This window comes from Pseudomonas sp. (assembly GCF_028293835.1).
Taxonomy (GTDB): domain Bacteria; phylum Pseudomonadota; class Gammaproteobacteria; order Pseudomonadales; family Pseudomonadaceae; genus Aquipseudomonas.
Genome location: NZ_JAQGNX010000047.1, coordinates 1 through 26,899, shown reverse-complemented (window position 1 = coordinate 26,899; position 26,899 = coordinate 1). Strand labels below are relative to the sequence as shown.

General features: G+C 58.6%; 24 protein-coding genes. 9 read left to right on the top strand and 15 right to left on the bottom strand.

Features of this window, described 5'->3' with window-relative positions; all coding sequences use genetic code 11:
• Positions 1–48 precede the first annotated feature (48 nt).
• Positions 49–3,402: a ribonuclease E gene (rne, locus tag JWR17_RS05695; RefSeq protein ID WP_299829176.1), complete on the top strand. Its 3,354-nt coding sequence runs from the start codon at positions 49–51 to the stop codon at positions 3,400–3,402.
• Positions 3,403–3,520: 118 nt separating this feature from the next.
• Here rne and JWR17_RS05690 read toward each other — a convergent pair whose 3' ends face one another.
• The 9 genes from JWR17_RS05690 to JWR17_RS05650 form a co-directional block, all read right to left on the bottom strand.
• Entirely contained in the window at positions 3,521–4,129 is a 609-nt protein-coding gene (locus tag JWR17_RS05690) for a nucleotidyltransferase family protein (RefSeq protein WP_299829175.1), read from the bottom strand.
• Positions 4,126–5,112 (bottom strand): XdhC family protein, encoded by a 987-nt coding sequence (locus tag JWR17_RS05685; protein ID WP_299829174.1) that lies wholly within the window; start codon positions 5,110–5,112, stop codon positions 4,126–4,128. The genes JWR17_RS05690 and JWR17_RS05685 overlap by 4 nt, the downstream gene beginning before the upstream one ends.
• A gap of 169 nt (positions 5,113–5,281) precedes the next feature.
• The gene (murB, locus tag JWR17_RS05680) at positions 5,282–6,301 is read right to left on the bottom strand and encodes a UDP-N-acetylmuramate dehydrogenase (RefSeq protein ID WP_299829173.1); all 1,020 of its coding nucleotides are present in this window, start codon (positions 6,299–6,301) and stop codon (positions 5,282–5,284) included.
• A complete protein-coding gene (gene kdsB, locus JWR17_RS05675) occupies positions 6,301–7,065 on the bottom strand; it encodes a 3-deoxy-manno-octulosonate cytidylyltransferase (protein ID WP_299829172.1) in 765 nt (254 codons plus the stop codon). Before kdsB ends, murB begins: the two co-directional genes overlap by 1 nt.
• On the bottom strand, positions 7,062–7,247 hold the full coding sequence (locus JWR17_RS05670) for a Trm112 family protein (RefSeq protein WP_003174668.1): 186 nt from the start codon (positions 7,245–7,247) through the stop codon (positions 7,062–7,064). Before JWR17_RS05670 ends, kdsB begins: the two co-directional genes overlap by 4 nt.
• Positions 7,248–7,268: 21 nt before the next feature.
• Complete coding sequence (gene lpxK, locus JWR17_RS05665; RefSeq protein ID WP_299829171.1) at positions 7,269–8,291, bottom strand: tetraacyldisaccharide 4'-kinase; 1,023 nt, start codon at positions 8,289–8,291, stop codon at positions 7,269–7,271.
• Positions 8,291–8,722: a biopolymer transporter ExbD gene (locus tag JWR17_RS05660; protein ID WP_299829170.1), complete on the bottom strand. Its 432-nt coding sequence runs from the start codon at positions 8,720–8,722 to the stop codon at positions 8,291–8,293. Before JWR17_RS05660 ends, lpxK begins: the two co-directional genes overlap by 1 nt.
• Entirely contained in the window at positions 8,719–9,369 is a 651-nt protein-coding gene (locus JWR17_RS05655) for a MotA/TolQ/ExbB proton channel family protein (protein ID WP_299829177.1), read from the bottom strand. The genes JWR17_RS05660 and JWR17_RS05655 overlap by 4 nt, the downstream gene beginning before the upstream one ends.
• Before the next feature lie 83 nt (positions 9,370–9,452).
• Positions 9,453–11,669, bottom strand: a complete 2,217-nt coding sequence (locus tag JWR17_RS05650; protein WP_299829169.1) for a DNA internalization-related competence protein ComEC/Rec2 — start codon at positions 11,667–11,669, stop codon at positions 9,453–9,455.
• A gap of 136 nt (positions 11,670–11,805) precedes the next feature.
• Here JWR17_RS05650 and JWR17_RS05645 point away from each other — a divergent pair, with 136 nt between their 5' ends.
• The gene (locus JWR17_RS05645; RefSeq protein WP_299829168.1) at positions 11,806–12,321 is read left to right on the top strand and encodes a DUF2062 domain-containing protein; all 516 of its coding nucleotides are present in this window, start codon (positions 11,806–11,808) and stop codon (positions 12,319–12,321) included.
• Positions 12,322–12,572: 251 nt separating this feature from the next.
• Here JWR17_RS05645 and JWR17_RS05640 read toward each other — a convergent pair whose 3' ends face one another.
• The 3 genes from JWR17_RS05640 to JWR17_RS05630 all read right to left on the bottom strand — a co-directional run bounded on the left by JWR17_RS05640 (position 12,573) and on the right by JWR17_RS05630 (position 15,061).
• Positions 12,573–13,376: an ABC transporter permease gene (locus JWR17_RS05640; RefSeq protein WP_299829166.1), complete on the bottom strand. Its 804-nt coding sequence runs from the start codon at positions 13,374–13,376 to the stop codon at positions 12,573–12,575.
• Complete coding sequence (locus JWR17_RS05635) at positions 13,373–14,305, bottom strand: ABC transporter ATP-binding protein (RefSeq protein WP_299829164.1); 933 nt, start codon at positions 14,303–14,305, stop codon at positions 13,373–13,375. The genes JWR17_RS05640 and JWR17_RS05635 overlap by 4 nt, the downstream gene beginning before the upstream one ends.
• Before the next feature lie 132 nt (positions 14,306–14,437).
• On the bottom strand, positions 14,438–15,061 hold the full coding sequence (locus JWR17_RS05630) for a glutathione S-transferase (RefSeq protein WP_299829163.1): 624 nt from the start codon (positions 15,059–15,061) through the stop codon (positions 14,438–14,440).
• Positions 15,062–15,359: 298 nt separating this feature from the next.
• On the opposite strand from JWR17_RS05630, the gene JWR17_RS05625 reads away from it, so the two are divergent.
• Both JWR17_RS05625 and JWR17_RS05620 read left to right on the top strand, forming a co-directional pair.
• A complete protein-coding gene (locus tag JWR17_RS05625) occupies positions 15,360–17,807 on the top strand; it encodes an acyl-CoA dehydrogenase (protein WP_299829161.1) in 2,448 nt (815 codons plus the stop codon).
• An 83-nt stretch (positions 17,808–17,890) separates the two neighbouring features.
• Positions 17,891–18,301: a PA2817 family protein gene (locus JWR17_RS05620; RefSeq protein WP_299829159.1), complete on the top strand. Its 411-nt coding sequence runs from the start codon at positions 17,891–17,893 to the stop codon at positions 18,299–18,301.
• A 172-nt stretch (positions 18,302–18,473) separates the two neighbouring features.
• Here JWR17_RS05620 and JWR17_RS05615 read toward each other — a convergent pair whose 3' ends face one another.
• On the bottom strand, positions 18,474–19,259 hold the full coding sequence (locus JWR17_RS05615) for an ABC transporter ATP-binding protein (RefSeq protein WP_299829157.1): 786 nt from the start codon (positions 19,257–19,259) through the stop codon (positions 18,474–18,476).
• Between the two features lie 2 nt (positions 19,260–19,261).
• On the bottom strand, positions 19,262–20,137 hold the full coding sequence (locus JWR17_RS05610; RefSeq protein WP_299829155.1) for an ABC transporter permease: 876 nt from the start codon (positions 20,135–20,137) through the stop codon (positions 19,262–19,264).
• Between the two features lie 250 nt (positions 20,138–20,387).
• On the opposite strand from JWR17_RS05610, the gene JWR17_RS05605 reads away from it, so the two are divergent.
• Positions 20,388–21,476, top strand: coding sequence for an LLM class flavin-dependent oxidoreductase (locus JWR17_RS05605; protein ID WP_299829153.1), 1,089 nt, complete (start codon positions 20,388–20,390; stop codon positions 21,474–21,476).
• A gap of 102 nt (positions 21,477–21,578) precedes the next feature.
• On the opposite strand, the gene JWR17_RS05600 is transcribed toward JWR17_RS05605, so the two are convergent.
• Entirely contained in the window at positions 21,579–22,484 is a 906-nt protein-coding gene (locus JWR17_RS05600) for a LysR family transcriptional regulator (protein ID WP_299829151.1), read from the bottom strand.
• 226 nt (positions 22,485–22,710) lie between these two features.
• Between JWR17_RS05600 and JWR17_RS05595 the strand changes: the two genes are divergently transcribed.
• From JWR17_RS05595 to JWR17_RS05580, 4 genes are all read left to right on the top strand, one after another.
• Positions 22,711–23,316: a cysteine dioxygenase gene (locus JWR17_RS05595; RefSeq protein ID WP_299829126.1), complete on the top strand. Its 606-nt coding sequence runs from the start codon at positions 22,711–22,713 to the stop codon at positions 23,314–23,316.
• On the top strand, positions 23,316–24,899 hold the full coding sequence (locus tag JWR17_RS05590; protein ID WP_299829123.1) for a rhodanese homology domain-containing protein: 1,584 nt from the start codon (positions 23,316–23,318) through the stop codon (positions 24,897–24,899). The genes JWR17_RS05595 and JWR17_RS05590 overlap by 1 nt, the downstream gene beginning before the upstream one ends.
• A gap of 140 nt (positions 24,900–25,039) precedes the next feature.
• On the top strand, positions 25,040–25,921 hold the full coding sequence (locus JWR17_RS05585; RefSeq protein ID WP_299829121.1) for a TauD/TfdA family dioxygenase: 882 nt from the start codon (positions 25,040–25,042) through the stop codon (positions 25,919–25,921).
• A gap of 197 nt (positions 25,922–26,118) precedes the next feature.
• Positions 26,119–26,899 (top strand): TonB-dependent receptor plug domain-containing protein (locus JWR17_RS05580; protein WP_299829119.1); only part of this gene is annotated, 781 nt, incomplete at its 3' end.

Genomic DNA, 26,899 nt, shown 5'->3' with positions numbered 1-26,899 from the left:
GTGTGTGCCGAACGCCGTTTCCGGCAGCCCGGAAACCGACGGTACTACATGAAAAGAATGCTAATTAACGCAACTCAACCCGAAGAGTTGCGTGTCGCACTGGTAGATGGCCAACGCCTCTATGACCTGGACATTGAATCCGGTGCACGCGAGCAAAAGAAGGCCAACATCTATAAAGGCCGGATTACTCGCATCGAACCAAGCCTTGAGGCTGCCTTTGTCGATTTTGGCTCTGAGCGCCATGGCTTCCTGCCCCTTAAAGAAATCTCCCGCGAATACTTCAAGAAAGCCCCTGAAGGCCGCGTCAACATCAAGGATGTCCTGACTGAAGGTCAGGAAGTCATCGTTCAGGTCGAGAAAGAAGAGCGTGGCAACAAGGGCGCAGCCCTGACCACCTTCATCAGCCTCGCCGGTCGTTACCTGGTATTGATGCCGAACAACCCCCGTGCCGGCGGTATCTCCCGTCGCATCGAAGGCGAAGAACGCAACGAATTGCGTGAAGCGCTGAACGGCCTGATCGCTCCGGCTGACATGGGCCTGATCGTGCGCACTGCCGGCCTTGGCCGCAGCAGCGAAGAAATGCAGTGGGACCTCGATTACCTGCTGCAACTGTGGACTGCTATTAAAGAAGCATCCCTTGATCGTTCGGCACCGTTCCTGATCTACCAGGAAAGCAACGTCATCATCCGCGCCATCCGCGATTACCTGCGCCAGGACATCGGCGAAGTACTGATCGACAGCGTTGAAGCCCAGGAAGAAGCCTTGACGTTCATCCGTCAGGTGATGCCGCAGTACGCCAGCAAGATCAAACTGTACGAAGACAGCGTCCCTCTGTTTAATCGTTTCCAGATCGAAAGCCAGATCGAGACCGCTTTCCAGCGCGTCGTTGAATTGCCTTCCGGTGGCTCCATCGTTATCGATCCGACCGAAGCACTGGTGTCCATCGACATCAACTCGGCGCGCGCCACCAAAGGCAGCGACATCGAAGAAACCGCACTGCAAACCAACCTGGAAGCGGCTGAAGAAATCGCTCGCCAGTTGCGTCTGCGTGACATCGGCGGCCTGATCGTGATCGACTTCATCGACATGACTCCGGCTAAAAACCAGCGCGCCGTGGAAGAGAAAGTCCGCGAAAGCCTGGAAGCTGACCGTGCACGGGTTCAAGTCGGCCGCATCTCGCGCTTCGGCCTGTTGGAAATGTCCCGTCAGCGCCTGCGCCCGTCCCTGGGCGAAAGCAGCGGCATCGTGTGCCCGCGTTGCAACGGCACCGGCATCATTCGTGATGTGGAATCGCTGTCGCTGGCCATCCTGCGCCTGATCGAAGAAGAAGCCCTGAAAGACCGCACCGCCGAAGTCCGCGCTCAAGTGCCGATTCCAGTGGCTGCGTTCCTGCTCAACGAAAAGCGTAACTCGATCACCAAAATCGAACTGCGTACCCGCGCCCGTATCGTCATTCTGCCTAACGATCACCTCGAAACGCCGCACTTCGAAGTGCAACGTTTGCGTGATGACAGCCCGGAAGCGCACACCAATCAGTCCAGCTATGAAATCGCTGCTGCCGCTGCCGAAGTGGAAGAAGTTGCACCACCGGCCGCTGCAACCCGCACCCTGGTTCGTCAGGAAGCAGCCGTCAAGACTGCCCCGCCCCGTGCCAACGCGCCGGTTCCGGTTGAAGCGGTTGCCCCTGCGCCAGTTGCAACACTGCCAGAGCCAAGCCTGTTCAAAGGTCTGGTGAAGTCCTTGGTCAGCTTGTTCGCTTCTAAAGACGAGCCAGCACCGGTTGTGGTTGAAAAGCCAGCCGCTGAACGCCCTGCCGCACGTAACGACGAGCGCCGTAATGGTCGCCAACAGAGCCGCAGCCGTAATGGCCGCCGCGATGAGAAACCACGTGAAGAACGTGCCGAACGTGCGCCCCGTGAAGAGCGCGCACCTCGCGAAGAACGCGCCCCACGGGAAGTGCGTGAGGAAGTCGCCGTAGTCGCTGCTCCCCGCGAAGAACGTGCACCCCGTGAAGAACGTGCCCCGCGCGCGCCACGTGCTCCCCGTGAAGACCGCAAGCCGCGGGAAGATCGCCCGGTGCGTGAACTGCGCGAAGCACTGGATGCTGCTCCTGTTGCCGAAGCCCGTAGCGAAGAACGTCCTGAGCGCGCACCGCGTGAAGAACGTCAGCCCCGCGAGCCGCGTGCACCGCGTGAAGAGCGTCAACCTCGGATCGAACAGCCTGCCGTCGCTGCAGCCGTTGCCGACGACGACGAAGACGAAGCGCTGACTCAGGAAGAACTGTTGCAGGATGACCATCAGGATGGCGCCGAAGGCGATCGCCCTCGTCGTCGCTCCCGCGGTCAACGTCGTCGCAGCAACCGCCGCGAGCGTCAACGTGATGCCAACGGCAATGTGATCGAAGGTTCGGAAGGTTCTGAGCCCGAAGGTTCGGAACTGGAAGAAGCTGGCCATAGCGAGCCGTCTGCGCCAACCACGTCTGACCTGGCGGCCGGCCTGGCTGTAACTGCCGCCGTCGCCAGCAGCGTTATCAGCGCGCCAGCCGAAGCCGATGCCCATCGCCAGGCTGAACGTGCGACTGCTGCGGTTGAAGCGAACGAAGCAGTGGTTGTCGACGCACCGGTTGTTGAGGCGCCCGTCGCTGAAGCAACGGTGGTCGAAACGCCGACAGTCGAAGCGCCAGTTGCTCACGCCGCAGCCCACGTCGACGCCACGCCGGACGTTGAAGTCCAGCATGCACCACATGAAGCAGTTGCTGCACCGGTCGAGCACACTGCTGTTGCCGCTCAAACAGAACTGTTCAGCACTCCGGTTGGCGAGCAGGTTGCTCCGTTCAACAAGGCTCCAGTGCACGAAGCGCCTGTGTTCAACGAAAGCCAGCCAACTGAATCGCCAGAAGCCCCGACCGAAGCAGTTGCTGCACCGGTTGTCGCGGAGACGCCAGTTGAAGTGCCCGTTCCAGTGGCAGCACCGGCTGTTGTAGCCGCAACGCCTGTCGCAGAAGTCGAAGCGCCAAAAGCACCCGAAGCGGTGGTTGAAGCGCCGGCTGCACCGGTTGTCAGCAGCACTGGCCGCGCACCAAACGATCCTCGTGAAGTGCGTCGTCGCAAGCTTGAAGCGCAACGTCTGCAAAAAGAAGCAGAAGAAGCAGCCGCCAACGCACCACACGTTGTCGCCGCTGCAGAACCTGCTCCAGTTGCTGAAGTTGCTGCTCCAGTTGCTGCTCATGCTACTGAAGCCTCGGCTGAAGTCGAACCGACCCGGCACGTTGCAAGCACTGAACACACTGCCCCTGAGGCCCCTGCACTGGTGATCGATGAAAACCTGCGCTCGGTAGAAGAAGTAGTGAAGCACCACCCGGAAGCATTGGAAGAAAGCCACGAGCCTAAACCGCTCGCTTAACTCCAGCTGACAAAAAGCCCCCGTTTGCGCAAGCAGACGGGGGCTTTTTTATGGCCTACCGGACACCCCCTCGCCAACAAGTTGGCTCCTACGGCGATAGGCCGGGGTCGCGGCGATCTCAGGGATTGAACACTAACGCCGCTGGCGTATCGACGTCCCACAGGACCCCGGGATCATTTACGCTGATTTCTCGCACCATTCCCGGCTGAAACAGGCGCTTGGCGCCCCGCTCACCTGACAATGCCATCAACGCCAGGCCAAATCTTCGACCGAAGGCCACGGGATGACCGAACTCTGCTCCTTTGACCGGCACGCTGATCATTGCGTCGGTCAGGGATTCAATCATCAGCGTTAGTGTTTCGGGCCGGATAAACGGCATGTCCCCCAGTATCACCAGCCAACCGCGGTGATCAGGCTGAGCTGACACCGCCGCAGCGATGCTGTCGCCCAACCCTTGCGAATCAAGCAACTCTATTTCGCAGCCGTAACGCCTGCCCAATGCGATCACCTCGTGGCGATCCGGTCGGGTCAGCAGCACGATGTTATCCACAACCACTGTGTCGGTAGCCGCCTGTAGATTGACCAATACCTGCTCAAGCACTGGCCGCATGACTCCGTCGTGTCCCCGGCAAGGTGCCAGCAGCTTGTCTTGATCGGCACCAGCGATTTCTCGGAAGCGGCTGCCCTGCCCTGCCGCCAGAACCACCACACACACTGTGCTGGTCAATGCTCCGTCTCGGCCATCAACGGTTTCTTCTGCTTCAAGGCAATGCCGTTTTTGATGGTCACGATTTCAGCCATCAGCGACAAGGCGATTTCTGCCGGGGTGTGACTGCCAATGTGCAGACCAATGGGCCCGTGCAGGCGTTCAATGGATTCGGCGCTCAAACCCAATTGAGCGAGGTTTTCCCGACGTTTTTGGCTGTTGACCCGCGACCCCAGCGCGCCAACATAGAAGGCTTTGGAACTTAAGGCGGTCAGCAACGCCATGTCATCCAGACGTGGATCATGGGTCAACGCGACGATGGCTGTGCGTTCATCGGTTTCGATGGTCAGCACGGCATCGTCTGGCATACCGGCCACAAACCGGGCTTTCTGATCTTCCCAGCCGTAGGCAAATTCTTTGCGGGGATCACAGATCAGCACTTCGAAGTCCAGCAAATGGGCCATCTCTGACACATAACGTGACAGCTGCCCAGCGCCAATCAGCAGTAGACGCCAGCGCGGGCCATAGATCGTGCGCAGGGTTTTTCCGTCGAAACTGACCTGATCACCGCGACTGGCGGGATGCAGATTCACGGCGCCAGAATGCAAATCCAACTCCCGGGCGACAATCTGGTGATCCTCACAACGCTGCAGCAGGTCAGCGACCCACTGCTCGTCGCCGACCCATTCTTCAGTCAGCCGTAACGTGCCGCCGCAGGGCAAACCGAACCGGGCAGCCTCCTCGCGAGTCACCCCGTAGGTTACCAACTGCACCGTGTCGGCGGGCTGCAAACGACCATCCTGCAGCCGCGAAATCAAGTCGTCCTCAATACAGCCGCCCGATACCGAGCCAATCACCACGCCGTCTTCGCGCAGCGCCAACATCGCGCCAGGGGGCCGGGGCGCGCTGCCCCAGGTTTGCACCACGCTGTACAACACCACGCGCTGACCGGCACGTCGCCAATCAAGCACGCTGCGCAAGACATTAAGATCAACACTGTCCATCAGACGTTCGCCTCTTTCGATTGCCAACCGTATAGCCGATAGCCAACCGGCAATGCGCGGATCCGCTGACCAACGACGGCGAAACTACATTATCCGAAGCAGGCGCGTGGCCGACTTACCGAGCCCGTCCCAGTGAGACAGCAGAATAAACCGAAATACGCGACAGACCTCAATAAAGGTTCGGTTCCATGTCGAGTGTCACGTTATAGCGCTGGGCGATGTCAGCCTGAATGCGCTGTGCAAGATTGAGCAATTGCAGCCCGGTTGCAGTGCCGTAATTGACCAGCACCAATGATTGCAAGCGATGCACGCCAGCGTCACCGTCGCGAAAACCCTTCCAACCCGCCTGTTCGATCAACCAACCGGCGGCCAGTTTTACTTGGCCGTCGGCCTGGGGATAACCCACCAAGCCTGGATGTTCACGCCTTAACTCAGCAGCCAACGAAGCCGTCACCAACGGATTCTTGAAGAAGCTGCCAGCGTTGCCGAGCACTGCCGGGTCAGGCAGTTTTTCAGCGCGAATGGCGCAAATTGCCCGGCTGACGTCCATAGGCGTCGGCTGGCTGATGCCTTGCTCGTCCAGACGCTGGCGCACTGGACCGTACTCAAGGTGCAGTTGCGCGACGCGAGTCAGGGCAAATCGAACGCGCAAAATCAACCAGCGCGCCGGTTGCTGCTTGAACAGGCTGTCGCGATAAGCGAAGGCGCACTCATTAAGGGTAAAGTCTCGCAGCTCACCTGTTTGCCGATCCAGCGCAGTCAGGCTGTGGAAAACATCCTTGATCTCGACCCCGTACGCACCGATGTTCTGCATAGGCGCAGCGCCCACCGTGCCGGGAATCAAGCTGAGGTTTTCCAGCCCGGACAAGCCCAGCTCGAGGGTCGACAGCACGAATCCATGCCACTCCTCTCCGGCTTCGGCCTCAATAATGACCCCCTCGCCATCGTCGCTAAGCGTTCGAACCCCGCGGCTGGCCATGCGCAGAACCAAAGCCTGAATATCCCCGGTCAGCAGCAAGTTGCTGCCGCCACCGATCACCAGCAGTGGCAGCCCATGCTCGGCTGAATACGCCAGCGCCTGGCGGACATCGTCGTCGTCATGGGCCTGGGCGAACGCTTTGGCCTGCACCGCCACGCCGAAGGTGTTGAACGGCTTGAGGGACACCCCGGCCTGTACGTGCAAGGTCATCAAACCTCCAGCAAGCGTCGCACGCGCTCAAGGTCTTCAGCGGTGTCCACACCGGCAGGCGGTGCTTCAAGTGCATCGGCCACGTGAATCCGTACGCCATGCCACAAGGCACGCAGTTGTTCCAGGCTCTCGGTATCTTCTAACCAGCACGGACCCCAGCTGACGAAATCGTGGAGGAAGCCAGCACGGTAGGCGTAGATGCCAATGTGTCGACGATACGGCACCCCAGCAGGCAACTGATCGCGATCCTTGGCCAGGGCGTCACGGGCCCACGGCAACGGTGCGCGACTGAAGGTCAGGGCCAGCCCATTGATGTCAGCAACGACCTTGACCACGTTCGGGTTAAACAAGGCCGCCACATCATCAAGGGGTTCGGCCAGGGTCGACATCCGCGCTTCCGGATGCGCCGCAAGGTTAGCCGCGACTTGATCGATCACCGCTGGCGGGATCATTGGCTCGTCGCCTTGCACGTTAACCACGATGGCATCGTCGGCCAGCCCCAACTGGCTGGCCACTTCGGCCAGGCGGTCGGTGCCGGAATTATGATCGTCACGGGTCAGCAGCACCTCGGCACCGAAACCCAGGCAGGCCTCGACGATGCGTGCATCATCGGTCGCCACCACCACGCGCTCGGCGCTGCTTTTACGCGCCTGTTCCCACACGTGCTGAATCATTGGCTTGCCGGCAATCAGCTTCAATGGTTTGCCGGGAAAACGGCTCGAGCCATAACGCGCCGGAATAACAACGGTAAACACTGCGGTCATTTATCCAGACGCTCGTCGGTGGTCAAGGTCCGCGCTTCGCTTTCCAGCATCACCGGAATGCCATCGCGGATAGGATAAGCCAGGCCCGCGCCTTTGCTGATCAGCTCGGTTTTGTCGGCGCTGAGCTTGAGCGGACCCTTGCAGATCGGGCAAGCGAGGATGTCGAGCAATTTAGTGTCCATAAAAAGTCCTGGGTGCTGCTGTTATGGAAAAAGTGCAAACGATGACGAAGCAGGCACAAGGCGCTGCAATTGCAAATCGAACCAGTCACTGAACGCGGCCGAAGGTTCGGCATCCACCGCCAGGTACCACCAGTCATTGGCGGCGAAGGCCCGGCATTTCACGGCATCCTTCTCGGTCATGATCAGCGGCAGCGCCGGGGTGAAACTCAAGGCTTGAGCGCTGTACAACGCATGGTCAGCAAATGCATGCGGCACTGGGCGCCAGTGTAGCCCCTCGAGGGTATTGAAGAAACGCCGCGGATTGCCGATGCCCGCCACCGCATGCAGCGCTTGCCCAGGGGGAAAATGGTCCAACGGTCGCCGCTGGCCACTGCGCAGGTTCACCAGCGTGGTGGGCTTGAGGACAAAGCCGAAACCGTCCTCACGATCGTCGGCAGCACCGTTATAAAGCAACGCATCGACGCTGCTCAAGCGTTCCACCGGTTCGCGCAGCGGCCCTGCGGGCAGGCAGCGTCGGTTGCCCAAACCACGAGCGGCGTCGATCAGTACCAACTCCAGATCCCGAGCAAGGCGGTAATGCTGCAAGCCGTCGTCAGACAGGATCAGATCCAGCGGTTCGGCCTCCAGCAACGCCTGTACGGCACGACTGCGATCCGGGTCAATCATCAGCGGCACACCGCTGCGCTGGACGATCAGCAACGGTTCATCACCGGCGACCCCGGGGGCCTGATCCGCCCGCACCCGCCAGGGCAGGCTCGGCGGCCTGGCCCCGTAACCGCGGCTGACCACACCTACCCGCAGACCACGGCGGCGACAATGCTCGATCATCCAGAGGATCATTGGTGTTTTGCCGGTGCCGCCCACCGTGATGTTACCGACCACCACCACCGGCACCGATGCTCTATAAATGCTGCCTTCACCGGCCAAGAAACGCGCGCGCTTGCCGTTTACGACCCGGCGATACAGCGATTCCAGCGGACGCAGCAGTCCCAGCGCGGGATGGCCGGTGTACCAGGCGTCGAGTAAACGGTCGGTCAGGGCCATCAGTTAGCCGTTGGCGCCTCGACCGTGGTCATGCGCAGGTGGCTGAAACCCAGCTTGCCCGCTGCGTCCATGGCCGTGATCACTGCTTGATGAGGGGTTTTGCCGTCAGCGCTGATGGACAACGGCAAACTGGTATCGCCAGACGATTCCTTTTGCAGGGCTTCGATCAACGACGGCAAATCATTTTTCGGCAACAGCTGGTTGTTCAGCGAATACACGCCGTCCGCGCTGATTGCGATGTCCAGGTGTTTCAGGTCGGAATTTTCTTCCGGGGTGCCGGTCACCGCTTGCGGCAGTTCGACACGCAGTTGGGTTTCCCGGGTAAAAGTCGTGGTGACCACAAAAAACAACAGCAGAATAAATACCACATCGATCAACGAAACGAGGTTGATGTCGATGTTCTCCCGGGGCCTGCGGCGGCGAAATTTCACTTCTTCTTGCTCACAGGCTTGGTCTCAGCCAGATCGACATCACGGTCGCCCTGCACCACTTCAACCAATCTGATCGCTTCCTGTTCCATGCCAACGACCAGTTCATCAACCCGGCTTTGCAGGAAGCGGTGGAAGAAGATCGCCGGTATCCCGACCATCAGGCCCGAGGCGGTGCAAATCAGCGCCTTGGAGATACCACCGGCAAGAATCGCGGCATTGGTGGTCATCCCGGAGTTCATGAACGAGCCGAAAATGTCGATCATCCCCAACACCGTACCGAGCAACCCAAGCAACGGGGCCATGGCGGCGATTGTGCCCAGCGCACTCAGGTAACGCTCGAGTTCATGAATCACCCGCGCGGCGGCCTCTTCAATGCACTCTTTCATGATCTCGCGACCGTGCCGGGAGTTGGCCAGGCCCGCCGCCAGAATTTCACCCAGGGGCGAATCGGCGCGCAGTTCCCGGAGCTTTTCCTTTGTCAGCTGTTTGTCTTTAATCCAGCGCCAAACCTGTCCAAGCAGGTGCGGCGGAGTGATCCGGCTGGCGCGCAAGGTCCACAGTCGCTCGATGATGATCGCGACAGCGACGATGGAACTCAGAATGATCGGCAGCATCATCCAACCGCCTGACTTGACCAGTTCCCACACAGTAGCGACCCCTTGAAAAAAGTGGCGCCACTCTACCATAGGGCCGCCCGCGCGCCGAACCCCGCGATGAGTAACCGGCGGGGTCACTCACGCCAGAAACGCCGCCGGTCCCGCTCCGCCTGTGGCTGTTCGTGCTGCCCCAGTTGCAGACGAATGGCGCCCATCTCGGCGCTGTCATAGGGCTGCATCCCCAGGGTGGCAAAACGCGCCATGACCCGTGGATGCGGATGCCCGAACGCGTTATTACGCCCTCGGGAGATCAATATTCCCTGGGGCTGGACTGCTTTGAGGAAGACCATCGATGAAGAGGTGCGGCTGCCATGGTGCGGCGCCTGCAACCAACGCGCGCGCACATCGAAACCGCTGTCGATCAGCGCCCGCTCGGCGGCGGCATCGATGTCTCCGGTCAACAACAGGCGCTCACCGTTGGCTTCGACCATCAACACACACGACGCCGGGTTGCTTTCGGTCGCCTGTTCCCAGCGCCATGTACTGAACTGTACGCCGTCCCATTCCCAACGCTCGTCCACCTGGCAGAATTGCGCCCTCAAGGCTGCCGGGACCTCGTTCGCTTCGCCACTGAGTACCCGGGTTACCGGCAGACCTTCATAAACCGCCATTGCCCCGCCCGTATGATCGGCATGGGCATGACTGAGCAGCATCAGATCCAGGTGCCGAACACCCGCCTTGCGAATGGTCGGCAATACCACTCGTTGACCGATATCGAAATCGCCGTAACGCGGACCGGCATCGAATAACAGCGTGTGTTCACGGGTACGCAGCAACACCGCCAGCCCTTGGCCTACATCCAGTTGCAAGACCTCGACCTGACCGTGGGGCACGGTCTTCAGCGGCGGAAACACGCAGATCAGCAGCAATGGCCATCCCGGCAGACGCAACGGCACGCCCTTGGGCAGTAGCAACAAGACACCGCCCAACAGGCTTAGCCACCACGCCCACCACGGCACCGAACTGCCGACCCAAGCCGGCAACCATCCGGCCACCAACCCCAGCCCTTGAAACAACCATTGCAATAACCCGCCTGCCAGCCATAACAGCCCTTCGCCCAGCCAGGGCACTGGCAAAAATAACGTGCCCAGCAACGCCAGCGGCAACACCACCACGCTAACCCAGGGCACCGCAAATAAATTGGCCAATGGCCCGGTGAGGCTGACGGGCAGGTTCAACGCTAGCAACACTGGAAGCAGTCCAATGGCGATCAACCATTGAGCGCGGGTCCAACTCTGCAGCCAGCTCCACGCGCCCAGACGTCCACTGAACACTAGAATCAGGATGCCAACGGCGGCGAACGACAGCCAAAAGCCCGGCTGCAGGCTGACCAACGGCTCGAACAGCAAGACCGCATTGAGCGACACCAGCAAGGGCCAGCCCACCCCAAGATGACGAAACTTCATACGCCAAAGCAAGACCATTGCGACCATGGTGCAGGCACGGCGCACCGGCACTTCAAATCCCGCCAGCAAGCCATAACCGAGCGCGGCGGCAAACGCCAGGCTGCAGGCCCATGGCAACCAAGGCAAGCGACGTGGCCACATGCCCCAGCGGGCCAAGCTGGCAACCAGGGCGTAAATCAGCCCAGCCAATAGACCAATGTGCTGACCCGAGATCACCAGTAAATGCACGGTGCCGGTGTCCTGCAAGATTTGCCAGTCGACGCTGCTAAGGCCGGAGCCGTCACCCAGAACTAAAGCTGCCACCCCCCCTTCTCGGCCTTGAGCATCGACGGTTAACAACCGTTGGCGCACCGCGTCACGCCAGGCCCAGCGTGTCGGCGCGATGCGTTGCCCCTCGACCACCGAGCCGGTCGCGCCGATACGCTGGGCAAGTAGCCAGGCTTCGTAGTCGAACGAATCGGGATTGTTCAAGCCTGCCGGTCGTTTGAGCTTGACCGCCAGTCGCCAATATTCACCGCTACGCACCTCCTGTCCGCCGTACCATGACAGGCGCATACGCTGCGGCAACTTGCTGCGCCGTGATTGCGCACCGTTTAGCTGAAAACGCACCACGCCATCGGCCGTCTGCGGCAGGCCGACCACCTTACCTTGCAGCCATAGCGTCTGACCGTCGAGGCTCGCTGGCAGGCGCTCATTGAGCGCCGATTGTGCAGACACACAGGCCCAACTGAAACCAAACAGAAAAAATGCCAGTGGATAACTACGAAACGGCAGCAGCATCAGCGCCACCACCGGCATCAGCCACAGCAACCACCCCGGCGGTAAAACCGGTAAAAATCGAACCGCCAAAAGCCCCAGCGCAAGCGCCACCATCCCTGTGCGCATAATCGTGCCTTTTAAGAGTCAGGCCCTTTGATTAGCTCAACCGAACAGGTGCCGCTTTATTAATTGTCACAAAGTCTAAATTCGATGTGCGCTGAATCTAGGCATACTGGCGGTCACTTTTAGGACGGGAAGCCTTATGCCGCGCGGTCTGATCAAACGTCTTATGCCGGATCCAGCGAGTATCAGGGAACACAAATCCTTACGCTTCTTGGGCCGCTTCCTCCACGATCCAAACCTCTGGCACCTCAACCGGCACTCGGTGTCTCGCGCTGTAGGCCTGGGACTGTTCGCCGCGTTTATGCCGATTCCGTTTCAAATGCTGTTGGCCGCAGCGCTGGCCATTCTCATCCGCGGCAACTTACCGATCGGCGTTAGCCTGGTGTGGCTGACCAACCCGATTACGATGCCGTTCTTTTTTTATTGCACCTACAAGATCGGTTCATGGCTGATGCAACTGCCACCGCGACACTTTCCAGATGAACTGACGTGGGAGTGGATTAGCGGGCAACTGTCGACGTTATGGCAGCCGTTTTTGCTGGGGTCGGTGGTTGCCGGGGTGGTGGTTGGGGCGCTGGGGTATGGGGTGATTCAGGTTTATTGGCGGTGGTGGGTGGGGAGGCAGTGGCGAATACGGGGAAGTAAGCGGGGGTGAGTGTTGGGTATTGGGTGTTGGCGCTTATTTGGGGCGGTGATCATTTTTTTTGCCAACGTTTTCGCGAAGGCCCTTCGTGTCGCCGCGCCCCCAGTCTATCGCAGCCTTCGGCAGCTCCTACAACTATCCTGACACCGGGGAGATCCCTGAGCGAATTCATTCGCGATGGAGCGCGAAGCGGTCCTATATGCCGCACCCGGTGTCAGCTGGCGAAATTGCATTCACTGGATTACGACTCCTGCGCAGCCAGTTTACTGCCGCATCCCCCGCCCACTCACCAGCAACCGCGCACAGCCGATGTACAACGCAATCGTCGCAACCACCATAAAAGTCATGGCCACGCTAATGCGGATATCAGACACACCCAAAATGCCGTAGCGGAAGGCGTTGACCATGTGCAGCACCGGGTTGGCCAGTGACACGGTCTGCCAGAACGGTGGCAACAGGTTGATGGAGTAGAAGACACCGCCCAGGTACGTCAATGGCGTCAGCACAAACGTCGGGATAATCGAGATATCGTCGAAGTTGCGCGCAAATACCGCGTTGATGAAGCCCAGCAACGAGAAAATGGTGGCCGTCAGCACCACCACAATGATCGTGATGCCCAGGTGATGGACCTGCAGATCGGTGAAGAACATCGACAATATTGTCACGATGACCCCCACCATCAGACCGCGCAACACGCCGCCCAATGTGTAGCCAATCAAAATCGTGTGCGGAGACACCGGCGATACCATCAACTCTTCGATGGAGCGCTGGAACTTGCTGCCGAAAAAACTCGAGACCACGTTGCCGTAGGAGTTGGTGATCACCGACATCATGATCAAGCCCGGCACGATGTACTGCATGTAGGTGAAACCGCCCATGCCGCCAATCTGTTTGCCGATCAGATTGCCGAAGATCACAAAGTACAGAACCATGGTGATCGCTGGCGGCAGCAGCGTTTGCGGCCAGATCCGGGTAAAGCGGCGGACTTCACGGTACACAATGGTGTTCAGCGCCACCAGATTGGGCTGCAATTCGGATGTACGTTCAGGGCTGCGTTCGGTGCTCATACGGCCACCTTCGCCAGGTTTTTTTCTACCAGGGACACAAACAGCTCCTCAAGGCGATTGGTCTTGTTGCGCAGGCTCAAGACTTCGATTTTCTGCAGGGCTAACTGAGCGAACAACGCGGTAATACCGATGGTTTTATCCACCTGCACTTCCAGGGTGTGGCTATCAATCAGCACTGTCGGGTAGCCGATCAAGGTCGGCGCCATCTGGTGCGAGTCTTTCAAATCAAGCAGAAAGGTCTCGACGTGCAGCGTGTTCAGTAGCTGCTTCATGCCCATATTTTGCACGATAGTGCCGTGGTCAATGATGCCGATGTTGCGACACAGCTGCTCAGCCTCCTCCAGGTAATGGGTGGTGAGGATGATGGTGATGCCCTTCTCGTTGAGCTCAGTGAGGAAGGCCCACATCGAACGACGCAGTTCGATGTCCACGCCTGCAGTCGGTTCATCGAGAATCAACAAGCGTGGTTCATGAATCAACGCCCGAGCGATCATCAAACGACGTTTCATGCCGCCGGACAATGCTCGCGACGGCACGTCACGTTTGTCCCACAAACCGAGCTGAGTCAGGTATTGCTCGGCGCGTTCTTTGGCAATTTTCGGTGGAATCCCATAATAACCGGCCTGGGTCACAACGATGTCAAAGGTCTTTTCGAACTGGTTGAAATTGAATTCTTGCGGCACCACGCCAATGCAGCGTTTCAGCGCGGCCGGGTCACGGTCAAGGTCGTGACCAAAGATATTCACTGTTCCGCTGGTTTTGTTCACCAGGGTCGAGATGATGCCGATGGTCGTGGATTTACCGGCGCCGTTGGGGCCGAGCAAGGCATAGAAGTCACCTTCAGCGACATCCAGTTCGATACCGTTCAGGGCCTGGAAACCGTTGCCGTAGGTTTTGGTTAGCTGCCGGATGGACAGAGCAGAACTCATAGCTGGGGTACGCACCAAGAAGAAGGGAGAAAGAATAAATAAGGGCGAACACAATTGATTACAACTGCGGCGTGCCGTCAATGGTGCTTGGCAACGCCGCGCAAGTACAGCGCCACGTATTGATAGTAACTATTAACTCAACGTGGTCATCACCGCCATACGATAAGCGGGGCGCAACTTTAACCGCTCATACCACGCTTGGAGAGAGGGCAGCGGTGGGCGTTCAATCGGCATTTCAAACCAGGCATAAATAAAACTGCCCAGAGGAATGTCCCCCATGCCAAATGCATCGCCAGACAGATACGGCTGCTCGGCCAGGGCCTTGTCGGCAACGGCCAGTATCTCTGCGCAGACCTGGGTGGCGGCCTCAATGCTTGCCTTGTCTCGCTGCTCGGCCGGCGTTCGCACAACGCCCCAAAACAAGGGCTTGAAGGGGTCGGCAAGTGATGACGTGGTCCAGTCCATCCATTTATCTGCATTGGCCCGGGCAACCACATCTTGCGGATACAGGGCAGTATCTGGCGCATAGCGCGCTGCCAGATAACGCACGATAGCGTTCGATTCCCACAGCACCAGACCGTCGTCCTCGATCATCGGAATTCTGCCGTTCGGGTTCATCGCCCGGTATTCAGGCCCATCAACCAGACCGAACGCGCCGCCGGCATCGATGGCTTCGTACGGCACCGCCACTTCTTCCGCACACCAGAGCGCCTTACGGACATTAGAGGAATTCTTTCGGCCCCAAATCTTCAGCATTGCGATTTTTCCTCTTTTTAAATGATGGGTAGCGAGTGAGGGAGTAAACACAGTGCCTGGCACGGTTGCCCGTCAGTCTACGCTCAGCTGGCTTTGAATCCAGCCAGAAGTAGCCTCTGGGCGAACTCCCATAGCTGCCAGCGGTCACTATCGATACCCGGATTTGATGCTGAAATTCCCGACACGATAAATCGTTTTCCCACCTACCGATGCGCTTGCTGTTTGACGCCCGCTTCACCTGAGGCCGTCTAAGCTGCTGCTAGCGGGTTGTCGCTGCTGTCATCACGGAGAGTTATGTATGTTGTTGCTGTGGATTGTGGTTTTGGTGGTCGGCGTTGCTTATCTGGCGCACCGACGCATTGCGCCGTTGCCCGCCCTGGGCGTAATAGCTGTGTTTCTGTTAGCGATGGGCACAGTAAGCCATGCCCATGGCTGGCTGATGGCGATCCTCTGGGTGCTGTGGCTCGCCGTCTTGCTGCCGCTGGTGCTGCCTGATCTGCGCCGCCGGTACTTCACCGCGCCGCTGTTCTCCTGGTTCAAAAAAGTGCTGCCGCCCATGTCAAAAACCGAGCGCGATGCTATTGATGCCGGCACTGTTTGGTGGGACGGGGAACTATTCAGCGGCCGTCCTGACTGGAACAAGCTGCTCGCTTACCCGAAAGTGCAGTTCACCGAAGAAGAACAAGCCTTTATTGACGGTCCCACCGAAGAACTGTGTGCGATGGTCACTGATTGGCAAATCGGCCAAGCGATGGACCTGCCTCCCCAGGCGTGGGAACACATCAAGCAGCACGGTTTCTTTGCCCTGATCATTCCCAAGGAATATGGCGGCAAAGGCTTCTCTGCCTACGCGCATTCCCAGGTGGCGATGAAACTGGCAACGCGCAGCGGTGACCTGGCCTCCACAGTCATGGTCCCCAACTCCCTCGGCCCCGCCGAACTGTTGCTGCATTACGGCACCGAAGCACAACGTAACCATTACCTGCCGCGCCTGGCCCGTGGCGATGACATTCCGTGTTTCGCTTTGACCGGTCCGTTGGCCGGTTCCGACGCGGGCGCCATGCCCGACACCGGGATCATCTGCAAGGGCCAATGGAAAGGCGAGGAAGTCATCGGCCTGCGCCTGAATTGGGAAAAACGCTACATCACCCTCGGCCCGGTCGCGACGCTGCTGGGTTTGGCTTTCAAAGCGTTTGACCCAGAGCACTTGCTCGGCGAAGAGGAAGACCTGGGCATCAGTCTGGCGCTGATACCAACCGACACCCCCGGCGTCGACATCGGCCGTCGTCATTTACCCTTGGGCGCAGCGTTCATGAACGGCCCGAACTCCGGCAAGGACGTGTTCATACCGTTGGAGTTTCTAATCGGCGGCCAAGAGATGCTCGGCAAAGGCTGGATGATGTTGATGAACTGCCTGTCGGTCGGCCGTTCGATCTCATTGCCAGCGGTGGGCACCGGCGCAGCCAAGTTCACCAGCCTGGTGACCGGTCAATACGCCAACGTTCGCGAGCAATTCAACGTACCCCTGTCCGCCTTCGAAGGCATTCAGGAGGCCATGGCCCGAATCGGTGGCAACGCCTGGCTGATGGACAGTGCGCGGATGCTCACTGCCAACGCGGTGGACCTGGGCGAGAAACCCTCGGTGCTGTCAGCGATTCTGAAATATCACCTGACCGAGCGCGGCCGTGAATGCATCAGCCACGCCATGGATGTACACGGCGGCAAAGGCATCATCATGGGCCCGAACAATTATCTGGGTCGCAGTTGGCAAGCGGCACCGATTTTCATCACCGTCGAGGGCGCAAACATTCTGTCGCGCAATCTGATGATCTTCGGCCAGGGCGCCATTCGCTGCCACCCGTTCGTGCTGAAGGAAATGGCCTTGGTCGGTCGCGAAGATCATGACCGTGCGCTGGAGGAGTTCGATAGCCTGCTGCTGAAGCACATTGGTTTCGCTGTCAGTAACGCTGCCAGCACGTTGGTACTTAACCTCGGGGTTGGCCATCTGGAAACGGCGCCGGGCAACACCCTGAGCCAAGGCTACTTCCGTGCGCTCAATCGCCAGTCCGCGGCCTTCGCCATGCTCGCCGACCTGAGCATGATGTTGCTGGGTGGCGAACTGAAACGTAAAGAGCGGCTATCGGCGCGTCTCGGGGATGTGCTCAGCCACTTGTATCTGGCCTCGGCGGCACTCAAGCGCTACCACGACCTCGATTCACCCGAGTATCTGATTCCGTTGTTTCGCTGGGCCATGGAAGAAAGCCTGGGCAAGTCAGAACAGGCGCTGGATCAACTGCTGAGCAATTTCCCGAGCCGGATACTGGGCAGCCTGTTGCGGGTGTTGGTGTTCCCGTTTGGCCGTCGCCACAAAGGGCCGTCGGACCGCCTGGATGCAGAGGTGGCCGAAGTAATGGGCCGCGCCAAAGGCGACCCGACGCTGGAAGCCATGCTCGCCGGTTGCTACCGCCCACAATCGGCAGACGATCCGGTTGGGGCGTTGCAGCACGCGTGTGATCTGCTCAACGCCAGCCAGCCCATACAACAAAAGCTGCACCACGCGCTGAAAAGTGGTCAGGTGAAGCCGGTGGCCGGTGAGCATGTGATCGATACCGCGTTAAATGCCGGCGTGCTGCAACCGGTGGAAGCCGAAACCTTGCGCGCCGTTGAAGCCGCGCGGCGCAAGGTGATCGACGTCGATGACTTCGACAAGGACGCCCTGACCTTGGCCGAGGGCAAGACCCGCTAGTCTTGGCAACTGACCGGAAGTAGGACAGCGGGCGCCTGGAGCTTTATACTTCGGCGCCCGTTTTTGCTTTTGAGGATTTCACCATGGCCGACGCCACGCTCGCTCACCAACTGAACTTGCTGGCGCACCTGCGCAGCATCCTGGTCGCCCTTGGCGAGGCCGAGCAAGTTCCTGAAGAAAGCCATGAGCTGTTTATGGAGCGCTTCGACGAACTGATCCAGCTGCTGCCCCGTGACCCAGTCGAAAGCCAATATCTGGGTCAGGAATTGCTTTGCCAAGTGATCCAGCGCTACCCGCAAATTGCCCACCTTGTCCCCCGGGACCTGCTGTGGTTTTTCGCTGGCGACTGTTTACACTTCATGCCTGATGACGAAATCGAACTGTACCAAGCCCTGGAAGAACGCCGCTACGAAGCCGAAGAAAACGAAGAACCGTTCGATTGGAACCAGGAAAAAGCCTTGCTGGCGCTGTCGATCCAAGACAGTAAGCATTGATCAATCTTTGACCTGAATGGCTTTCAACTGTAGGAGTGAACTTGTTCGCGATGGAGCGCGAAGCGACCCCAATTGCCATACCCGGTTTTAACGGGAAGAAATCTACGCAATGAATCACGACTGCTGCGCGGCGTCGAAGACGTGGCGGACCCTCCTACAGGGATCATTGGGTCTAGGCACTGGCCACACGCCGCACTTTTTCGTGAATCGACCGCTCGCTAATCGCCCCATTGCTGGCCACTTCAACCCCTAGCAGTCCCAGCAATCGTGCACGGATGGCCTGAAAACCGGGCTGGCCGGTGTCTCGCTGGCGTGGCAATTCGATGCGGATATCGGCAGCGATCTTGCCGTTGTCGAGCACAATCACCCGGTCGGCCAACAGAATCGCTTCGTCAACGTCGTGGGTCACTAGCAGCACGGCGGGGGTGTGTTTGCGCCACAAATCGATAATCAGCTGATGCATGCGAATCCGGGTCAGTGCGTCGAGGGCGGCAAACGGCTCGTCGAGCAACAACAACTTCGGCTCACGCACCAAGCCCCGTGCCAGGGCCACCCGCTGAGCTTCACCACCGGACAAGGTGGCAGGGAATGCGTTCAACCGGTGGGCCAACCCGACCTCAGTCAATGCCTCCACCGCACGGCGTTTGGCGTCACCGATGCGCAACCCCAACACAACATTTTTCCAGGCGCTTTTCCACGGCATCAACCGCGGCTCTTGAAACACTGCAGCCCGGGCCAATGGCACGCGTAACTCGCCGCTGTCGATGGAATCCAAACCCGCCAATGCACGCAGCAACGTGGTTTTGCCAGAGCCACTGGCCCCAAGCAATGCCACAAACTCACCCGGCGCAATGTCCAGATCAAGGCCGTCAATCACCCGCTGCTGGCCGAACTGGCGAACCACGTTGCGCAACTGAACCGGGGCAGACGCTGTGGGCAAAAGATCGAGAGCAGCCATGTTCAATTCCTTACAAAAGAAGGTCGCCACGCCAGGGCATAACGCTCCAGCGTGCGGATGATGCCGTCGATCACCAGACCGAGGACGCTGTAGATCAACAGGCAGATAACGATCACGTCGGTGCGCATGAAGTCCCGCGCATCACTGGCCAAAAAGCCGATCCCGGCAGTGGTGTTGATCTGTTCGACAAACACCAGCGCCAACCAGGAAATGCCTAAGGAATAACGCAGGCCAACGAAGAACGAGGGCAGCGAACCGGGCAAGATCACATGCCATATCAATTCACGGCGATTGAGGCCCAAGGTATTGGCGGCCTCGATCAATTTAGGGTCAATGTTACGAATACCGGAAAACAGATTGAGGTACACCGGGAAAGTAGTGCCGGTAACGATCAAGGCAATTTTGGTGAACTCGCCGATGCCGAACCAGAGGATGAACAGCGGCACCAATGCCAGGGCAGGAATGGTGCGCAGCATCTGCATCGGTGAATCCAGAATCAGTTCGCCACGCTTGGATAAACCGCTGATCAGCGCGGTGACTACACCGATGCTGACGCCGATACCCAGGCCCGTGAGCGCGCGTTGCAGGGAAACCCACAGGTGTTTGCCCAGTTCGCCGGAAACAATCATTGCCCACAGCGTGCCGCCAATTTGCGACGGGGCGGCGATCACTCGAGAAGGAATCAGGCCCGCCCTTGAGGCCAGCTCCCAGAACAGCAGCAGGACGATGGGGCTGAGTAAGCGAAGCGCGTAATCGGGCGCATGCCATTTTTTAACGATTATTGCATCGTGGCCCGACGACACGTCGATTTGCGCCGGCTTGCTCACGGTAAAGAAGCCTGCATCAGCACGCTGAGGATCGAGAGTGGTTTCGGACATTAGGCTTCATTCCTGAAAAGGCATGAACAGGGCAAAAGAAGCCCTGGACGTGAGGCTCATGCTATTCGTATAAAAAACCTCAGTGAAATTCTATTTAGGAATAACCTAATAGTTAAATAAATTAATTTATATCATTCCCTAAAATGCATATTTTTTATAATTAACTTAGACCTAAATAGAATTTCACACCCTGGGTCGATGCCCTTATGTTGCGGTGACGCAGTTGCGCCATCCATCAGAAGGAGTTTCCATGAGCATCGAATTCATCGGTTATATCGCCACCCAACCGGGGTCGGAAATCCATCCACGCAGCGGTCCTACGATTCAGCCGGAGTACGTTGAAAAGGTCGCACGTGCCCATGAAGAGGCGGGATTTGACCGAGCGCTGGTGGCGTTTCACTCCAATAGCCCAGACAGTGCTTTTGTCGCGGCGCATGCGGCGAGCGTGACCAGCCGACTGAAGTTTTTGATCGCTCACCGGCCGGGGTTCATTTCTCCAACGCTGGCGGCCCGGCAGTTCGCGACGCTGGATGTGTTCAATGGCGGGCGTACGGCAGTGCACATTATTACCGGTGGTAACGATCAGGAATTGCGTGCGGACGGAAGCTTCATTGGTAAAGACGAACGCTACGCACGCACTGATGAGTACCTTGACGTGGTGCGCCAGGAATGGACCCGGGATACGCCGTTTGATTATCACGGCACCTATTATCAATTCGAGGGTGCCCATTCGGCGGTCAAGTCGCCGCAACTGCCGCATATCCCGGTGTACTTTGGAGGGTCGTCACCTGCAGCGATAGCGGTGGCCGGCAAGCACGCTGACGTGTATGCGTTATGGGGCGAAACCTATGACCAAGTGCGTGACGTGGTGAAACAAGTTCGCGCTGAAGCGGCGAAACATGGTCGGACCGTTCGCTTTAGCTTGTCGTTGCGACCCATTTTGGCCGAGACCGAAGACAAAGCCTGGGCCCGCGCCGATGCGATTCTGCAAAAAGCCACGGCCATCGCACAGGCTAACGGGTTTGTGAAACGTGACCCGCCCAATGAAGGCTCGCGGCGATTGTTGGCGGCCGCAGCCCAAGGCACACGTCTGGATAAACGCTTGTGGACAGGCATTGCCGGGCTACTGGGCGCCCAAGGCAATTCAACCTCCCTGGTGGGTACACCCGAACAAGTCGCCGAAGCGCTGCTTGACTACTATGACCTTGGGATCACAACCTTTTTGATTCGTGGGTTCGACCCATTGGACGACGCCATCGACTACGGCAAAAAACTCATCCCCCTGACCCGCGAATTGGTCGCCCAGCGTGAGCGAGCAGCCCAGGAAAAAGTGGCCTGATAGACGTTCGGCGACTGGAAAACCGCCTCGGCCCCACGGTTGATACGAACCTGTACAGGCTGTGTAGGGCCGAGTGTATTGATGATCTGCCAAGCGCGTGTTTCAGGCAGCGTCGCGCGCCTGTTTCAACGAGTCCGCCACCAGGCTGCCGAACGCAGCCACTGGCCCCTGCAAGTTGCCGAGAAAACGTGGATAAATTAGCCACAAATCCATCACGGGCTTGAAGTCCTTGAGTGGCATGATTGCCAATTGCTCGCGGTGTGCGCTGCGTTCCAACAAAGGGCGTGGCACCAGGCCCAAACCCATGCCGTCGGCGACCAAACCCAATTGCAGCTCAGTGCCAAAGGTTTCCAGATTAACCTTCAAGCTCAATCCTTGGTCCGTCAGCGTTCGCTGCAAGCCTGCGCGGAAGCCACAGCCGTCAGGATTCAACACCCACCCTTGCTGGTAACAATCCGACAACTTAAGCGGCTTTTTTGGCAGCGTCGCTTTGGCACACACCACCACCAATTCCATTTTGCCGATGGATTCTCCCACGATATTTTCCGGAAAAATCTTACCTGCTGGAAACAAGGCAGCGGCCGCGTCCAGCTCACCCTTTTCGATTTTTCCGATCAGATTGCTGCCCCAGCCCGTCAACACTTGAGCACGTAGTTCGGGGTAGGTGGCGCGCAGGTGCTTGAGCGCATCAAGCAACACCACATCGCCAATGGTTTGTGGCACCCCAAGGCGCAACAGACCGCTGGGCGGCGTATCGCTGGCGACCAGCTCCCGCAGTGAATCCATTTCCCGCAGGATTCCCAGACACTTCTGGTACACCTGCAAGCCCATGGACGTAGGTTTGAGTGGCTTGGTGTTGCGGTCAAACAACTCGACGCCCAGCGCCTGCTCAAAATTCTGCACACGGCGGGTGATAGCCGGTTGGGTCAAATCCAGTGATTCAGCCGCAAGGCTGATAGATTGACAGCGAATCACCGCAACAAAAGCATCGATATCATCAATTTTCATTCGGACCGCGCATAGTAAAAGAGTCTGGAAATAGTCAAAAAGCATAATGCCAATCAGACCTTATCGCCAAGCACATCCAGTACTGTCCATACGCCCAAAAGACATTAAATGCGATTTTGTTATAACCTAATCATTAAAAAATAGCATATTAACTTTCAGCATTATGTTTATATTTGTCAAACCAAACCGCATCCGGCACTGACTTCAGATTCATTTCGGACATCTCATGACCCAAACCCGACACCCGGAACGGCTCAGAGCCTTCATTGGCGCACTGGCAGAGCTGATCGACAGCAACCCACGAGAAGGCGACTTGCTCCATCGCGGCGGCAAACTGCTGTCGCAATTGGTCAGCTTTGACGACTGGCTGCCCGATGATTACGCCATTCCCGACCCACAGCGTTATCAACAATTTCTGCTACACGCGGATTCACGGCAACGTTTTTCCGTGGTCAGCTTTGTGTGGGGTCCAGGGCAGAGCACGCCGATTCACGACCACCGGGTCTGGGGTTTGATTGGCATGTTGCGCGGCGGCGAATTTTCTCAAGGTTATGCACGCGGCGAAGATGGCCGGTTTGAAGCGCAAGGCCCGGCGATCCGCCTGGTCCCAGGCCAGGTCGAAGCATTGTCGCCACGTAGCAACGATATTCATCAAGTCAGCAACGCATTCAGTGACCGAGTGTCGATCAGTATCCATGTGTATGGCGCCAATATCGGCGCGGTGCGGCGGGCGGTGTATCAACCCGACGGCTCAGAGAAACTGTTTATTTCCGGCTATTCCAATATCTTTCTCCCGAATATCTGGGACTTGTCCAAAGAGGACCAACACTAATGAGCAACCTCGCCACCCGATCTTTCGCCGACATTCGTCGCGCACTGCTGGCCCATGAAGAAGTGGCGCTGGTGGATGTTCGTGAAGAAGCCCCCTTTGCCCAGGCTCACCCGCTGTTCGCGGCCAACATCCCACTGTCGAAGCTCGAACTCGAAGTCTTGTCGCGCATTCCACGGCTCGATACTGCGGTCACGCTGTACGACGATGGCGAAGGCCTGGCGACGATAGCGCTGCAACGTTTGCGCGAACTCGGCTACAGCGACGTGCGCTTGCTTGAAGGCGGTTTGCAAGGCTGGCGCGACGCTGGCGGCGAGCTGTTCATCGACGTCAACGTGCCGAGCAAGGCCTTTGGTGAACTGGTCGAAAGCCAACGCCATACACCGTCGCTGGCGGCAGAGGAAGTGTTGGCGCTGATCGAGTCCAAGGCCGACGTGGTGGTACTGGATGCCCGTCGTTATGACGAATACCAGACCATGAGTATTCCCAGCGGCATTAGCGTGCCCGGTGCAGAGTTAGTGCTACGCGCACGAGAATTGGCCCCCGACCCGAACACCCGAATCATCGTCAATTGCGCGGGTCGTACGCGCAGCATTATTGGCACTCAATCACTGGTCAACGCTGGGCTGCCGAACAAAATTTCGGCGCTGCGCAATGGCACCATCGGTTGGTTGCTGGCCGGACAAAAACTCGAACATGGCCAGGCCCGGCGTTTCGCCGCCGTGAGTGAGGACACCCGCGAACTGGCCACTGCCGATGCGCTTAAAGTCGCGAACAAGGCCGGGGTCAAGCGTGGATCACGCGCCGATCTGCAGCACTGGCAAGCTGAGGCGGGTCGCACCACCTATGTGCTCGACGTGCGCACCCCGGAAGAATTTGCCCAAGGCCACGTGCCGGGCTCGCGCTCGACGCCGGGCGGACAATTGGTGCAGGAAACCGATCACTACGCCAGCGTCCGCGGTGCTCGCCTGGTGCTGATCGATGACGACGGCGTACGCGCCAACATGTCCGGCTCGTGGCTTGCGCAACTGGGCTGGGAAGTGTTCGTTGTCGATGATTTGCTGGCGACCGATTTCAGTGAAAAAGGCGACTGGGACGCACCGATACCGACGCCGCGCCAAGCCGAAGAAATCAGCGCTGAAACCCTCGCTGAATGGCGCACTCAGGGCAATGTTGCGGTACTGGATTTCACTACCAGCGCCAATTACGTCAAGCAGCATATTCCCGGCGCCTGGTGGGTATTGCGCGCACAGTTGAAAGAAGCGCTGGCGAAGATCCCGCCCGCCGAACGCTATGTACTGACCTGTGGCAGCAGCCGCCTGGCCCGGTTGGCGGTGGCGGATGTCGAGGCGCTCACCGGCAAGCAGGTGTTTTTGCTCACGGGCGGTAGCGGGACTTGGGTCGCCGCAGGTTTTGCCGTGGAAACCGGCGAAAGCCAGTTGGCCTCTGGGCGTATCGACCGTTATCGCCGACCGTATGAAGGCACAGACGCACCACGTGAAGCGATGCAAGCGTACCTGGATTGGGAATTCGGCCTGGTGGATCAGCTCGCCCGGGACGGTACCCATGGTTTTCATGTGATCTAGCTTCAAACCCTCCTAGAGAGATTCACCGTATAACGCGGCCCTCCAGGGCCGCGAATTATCCTTCAACCCAAACAGCACTTCCCTACCCGACCCCTCTCCAGGCGGAGGTTACCGACCACACAACGAGAGGTTCCATCCCCATGTCCGTCGTACTCGCACAGTCATCCCGTCAGCCCGTTTCCGGCACTCGATCCCTCCAGGTCACTCGCCTTGAGCCGACCATCGGCGCGGAAATTTCCGGCATCGACTTAAGCCAACCGATCACCCCTGCCCGGCGCGATGAACTGCGCGCACTGTTGCTGGAACATAAGGTGATCTTCTTTCGCGATCAGCCCATCGACACTGCGCAGCAAATCGCTTTTGCCCAGCAGTTTGGCGAGCTTTACGAGCATCCAACCACCCAGCAAAACGACACGAGCAAGCCCCATGCGCACCTGATTCAAGCCCAGGATGCCCGGAAATTGTACGGCCCGCGCACCAGCGGTCGTTGGCACACCGACACCAGTTGGTTGTTACAACCGACCCTCGGGGCGATCTTGCGCGCCGTGGATTTGCCGGAAATTGGCGGTGACACGCTGTGGACCGACACCGCAGCGGTGTACCAGGGGCTGCCGGACGATTTGCGTGAAGAAATCGACTCGCTGTACGTGGTGCATGACTTCAAGAAATCGTTGGACCAAGTGGGATTCGATTACCCGATTCTCGCCCATCCACTGGTGCGCACCCATCCGGAAAACGGTGTAGACAGCCTGTTCATCAACTTTTCACAAAACCCGTCGGTGATCGGCTGGGAGCCTGAACGCAGCAAACAGCTGGTTGCTCGCCTGTTGTTGGAGGTCAGCAAACCCGAGTATCAGGTGCGCTTCAAATGGAGCAAAAACGCCATCGCTTTTTGGGATAACCGTTCGACCCTGCATTACCCGGTCTACAACTATGGCGACTACCCACGGCGCATGGAACGCGTGCTGATTGGCTACAACGACATCCCGCATCGGGTAAGAAAATCCCAGCCAACCGCGTAATCCATACGCCCCCGTAGGAGCCAACTTGTTGGCGAGGCGTCGCGCCTGACACACCGCGTGCCTTCCAGCCCTTCGCCAACGAGCTGGCTCCTGCAGGTCCAGCGCGACAGCCGACGTAATCGGCACCCTACTTTTCAACGACATCGCATCAGCGTACGGCCAGTCCGTGCGCAACAACATTTCAAGGAAGTTATCCCATGGCCGTGAACAGAACCCGCAAGAACAACGATTACGTGGCCTACGCAGCCTTGAGCCTTTTGGCCAGCAGCGTTCAGGTGCAGGCAGCCGGCACCGACAGCGACCCGACCTTGAACGCCGTGGTAGTCACCGGAAACCGTGGCGACAAACCGCGCACCGTGGCCGACAGCCCGTCGCCCATCGATGTGATCAGCGCCGAACAACTGCAAGCCACCGGTAAAGTCGGGCTCAAGGAAATCCTTGCACGGCTGCTGCCCTCGTTCAACCTGCCGGCCATCAACGGTGGCGGGACCTCGTGGTCAGTGCGCGGCGTGACCATGCGCGGTTTGTCAGGCGACCAGGTGCTGGTACTGGTCAATGGCAAACGCCGACACAACACCGCATTGATCAACAACCTGGCACGGATTGGCACCGCCGCAGTACCGGTCAACCTGGACTTGATACCGGTGTCGGCCATCGACCACATCGAAGTGCTCCGGGACGGCGCCTCAGCGCAGTACGGTTCCGACGCGATTGCCGGGGTGATCAATATTATCCTCAAGGAAAACGACAGCGGTGGCAGCGCCGAAACCAGCTTCGGTCGCTACGGCAGCGGCGATGGCGACACGGTGCATCAAACCATTAACTACGGCTTGCCGATGCCCAACGACGGATTCCTCAACCTGGCGCTGGACACTAAAGAGCAAGAACCTTTCGACCGCAGCGGCAGCGCCACCGGCCAGTTGTACGGCACACCGGGACATCCCGACCCGCGCGATCAAACCGCGAACCGCAACGGCT

Bases quoted from the DNA above. Each gene is read 5' to 3' on its own strand.
- rne (WP_299829176.1), top strand. From the start codon at position 49: ATGAAAAGAATGCTAATTAACGCAACTCAACCCGAAGAGTTGCGTGTC.
- JWR17_RS05685 (WP_299829174.1), bottom strand. From the start codon at position 5,112: ATGGACAGTGTTGATCTTAATGTCTTGCGCAGCGTGCTTGATTGGCGA.
- murB (WP_299829173.1), bottom strand. From the start codon at position 6,301: ATGACCTTGCACGTACAGGCCGGGGTGTCCCTCAAGCCGTTCAACACC.
- kdsB (WP_299829172.1), bottom strand. From the start codon at position 7,065: ATGACCGCAGTGTTTACCGTTGTTATTCCGGCGCGTTATGGCTCGAGC.
- JWR17_RS05670 (WP_003174668.1), bottom strand. From the start codon at position 7,247: ATGGACACTAAATTGCTCGACATCCTCGCTTGCCCGATCTGCAAGGGT.
- lpxK (WP_299829171.1), bottom strand. From the start codon at position 8,291: ATGGCCCTGACCGACCGTTTACTCGACGCCTGGTACACCGGCCATCCC.
- JWR17_RS05650 (WP_299829169.1), bottom strand. From the start codon at position 11,669: ATGCGCACAGGGATGGTGGCGCTTGCGCTGGGGCTTTTGGCGGTTCGA.
- JWR17_RS05645 (WP_299829168.1), top strand. From the start codon at position 11,806: ATGCCGCGCGGTCTGATCAAACGTCTTATGCCGGATCCAGCGAGTATC.
- JWR17_RS05640 (WP_299829166.1), bottom strand. From the start codon at position 13,376: ATGAGCACCGAACGCAGCCCTGAACGTACATCCGAATTGCAGCCCAAT.
- JWR17_RS05635 (WP_299829164.1), bottom strand. From the start codon at position 14,305: ATGAGTTCTGCTCTGTCCATCCGGCAGCTAACCAAAACCTACGGCAAC.
- JWR17_RS05630 (WP_299829163.1), bottom strand. From the start codon at position 15,061: ATGCTGAAGATTTGGGGCCGAAAGAATTCCTCTAATGTCCGTAAGGCG.
- JWR17_RS05625 (WP_299829161.1), top strand. From the start codon at position 15,360: ATGTTGTTGCTGTGGATTGTGGTTTTGGTGGTCGGCGTTGCTTATCTG.
- JWR17_RS05620 (WP_299829159.1), top strand. From the start codon at position 17,891: ATGGCCGACGCCACGCTCGCTCACCAACTGAACTTGCTGGCGCACCTG.
- JWR17_RS05615 (WP_299829157.1), bottom strand. From the start codon at position 19,259: ATGGCTGCTCTCGATCTTTTGCCCACAGCGTCTGCCCCGGTTCAGTTG.
- JWR17_RS05610 (WP_299829155.1), bottom strand. From the start codon at position 20,137: ATGTCCGAAACCACTCTCGATCCTCAGCGTGCTGATGCAGGCTTCTTT.
- JWR17_RS05605 (WP_299829153.1), top strand. From the start codon at position 20,388: ATGAGCATCGAATTCATCGGTTATATCGCCACCCAACCGGGGTCGGAA.
- JWR17_RS05600 (WP_299829151.1), bottom strand. From the start codon at position 22,484: ATGAAAATTGATGATATCGATGCTTTTGTTGCGGTGATTCGCTGTCAA.
- JWR17_RS05595 (WP_299829126.1), top strand. From the start codon at position 22,711: ATGACCCAAACCCGACACCCGGAACGGCTCAGAGCCTTCATTGGCGCA.
- JWR17_RS05590 (WP_299829123.1), top strand. From the start codon at position 23,316: ATGAGCAACCTCGCCACCCGATCTTTCGCCGACATTCGTCGCGCACTG.
- JWR17_RS05585 (WP_299829121.1), top strand. From the start codon at position 25,040: ATGTCCGTCGTACTCGCACAGTCATCCCGTCAGCCCGTTTCCGGCACT.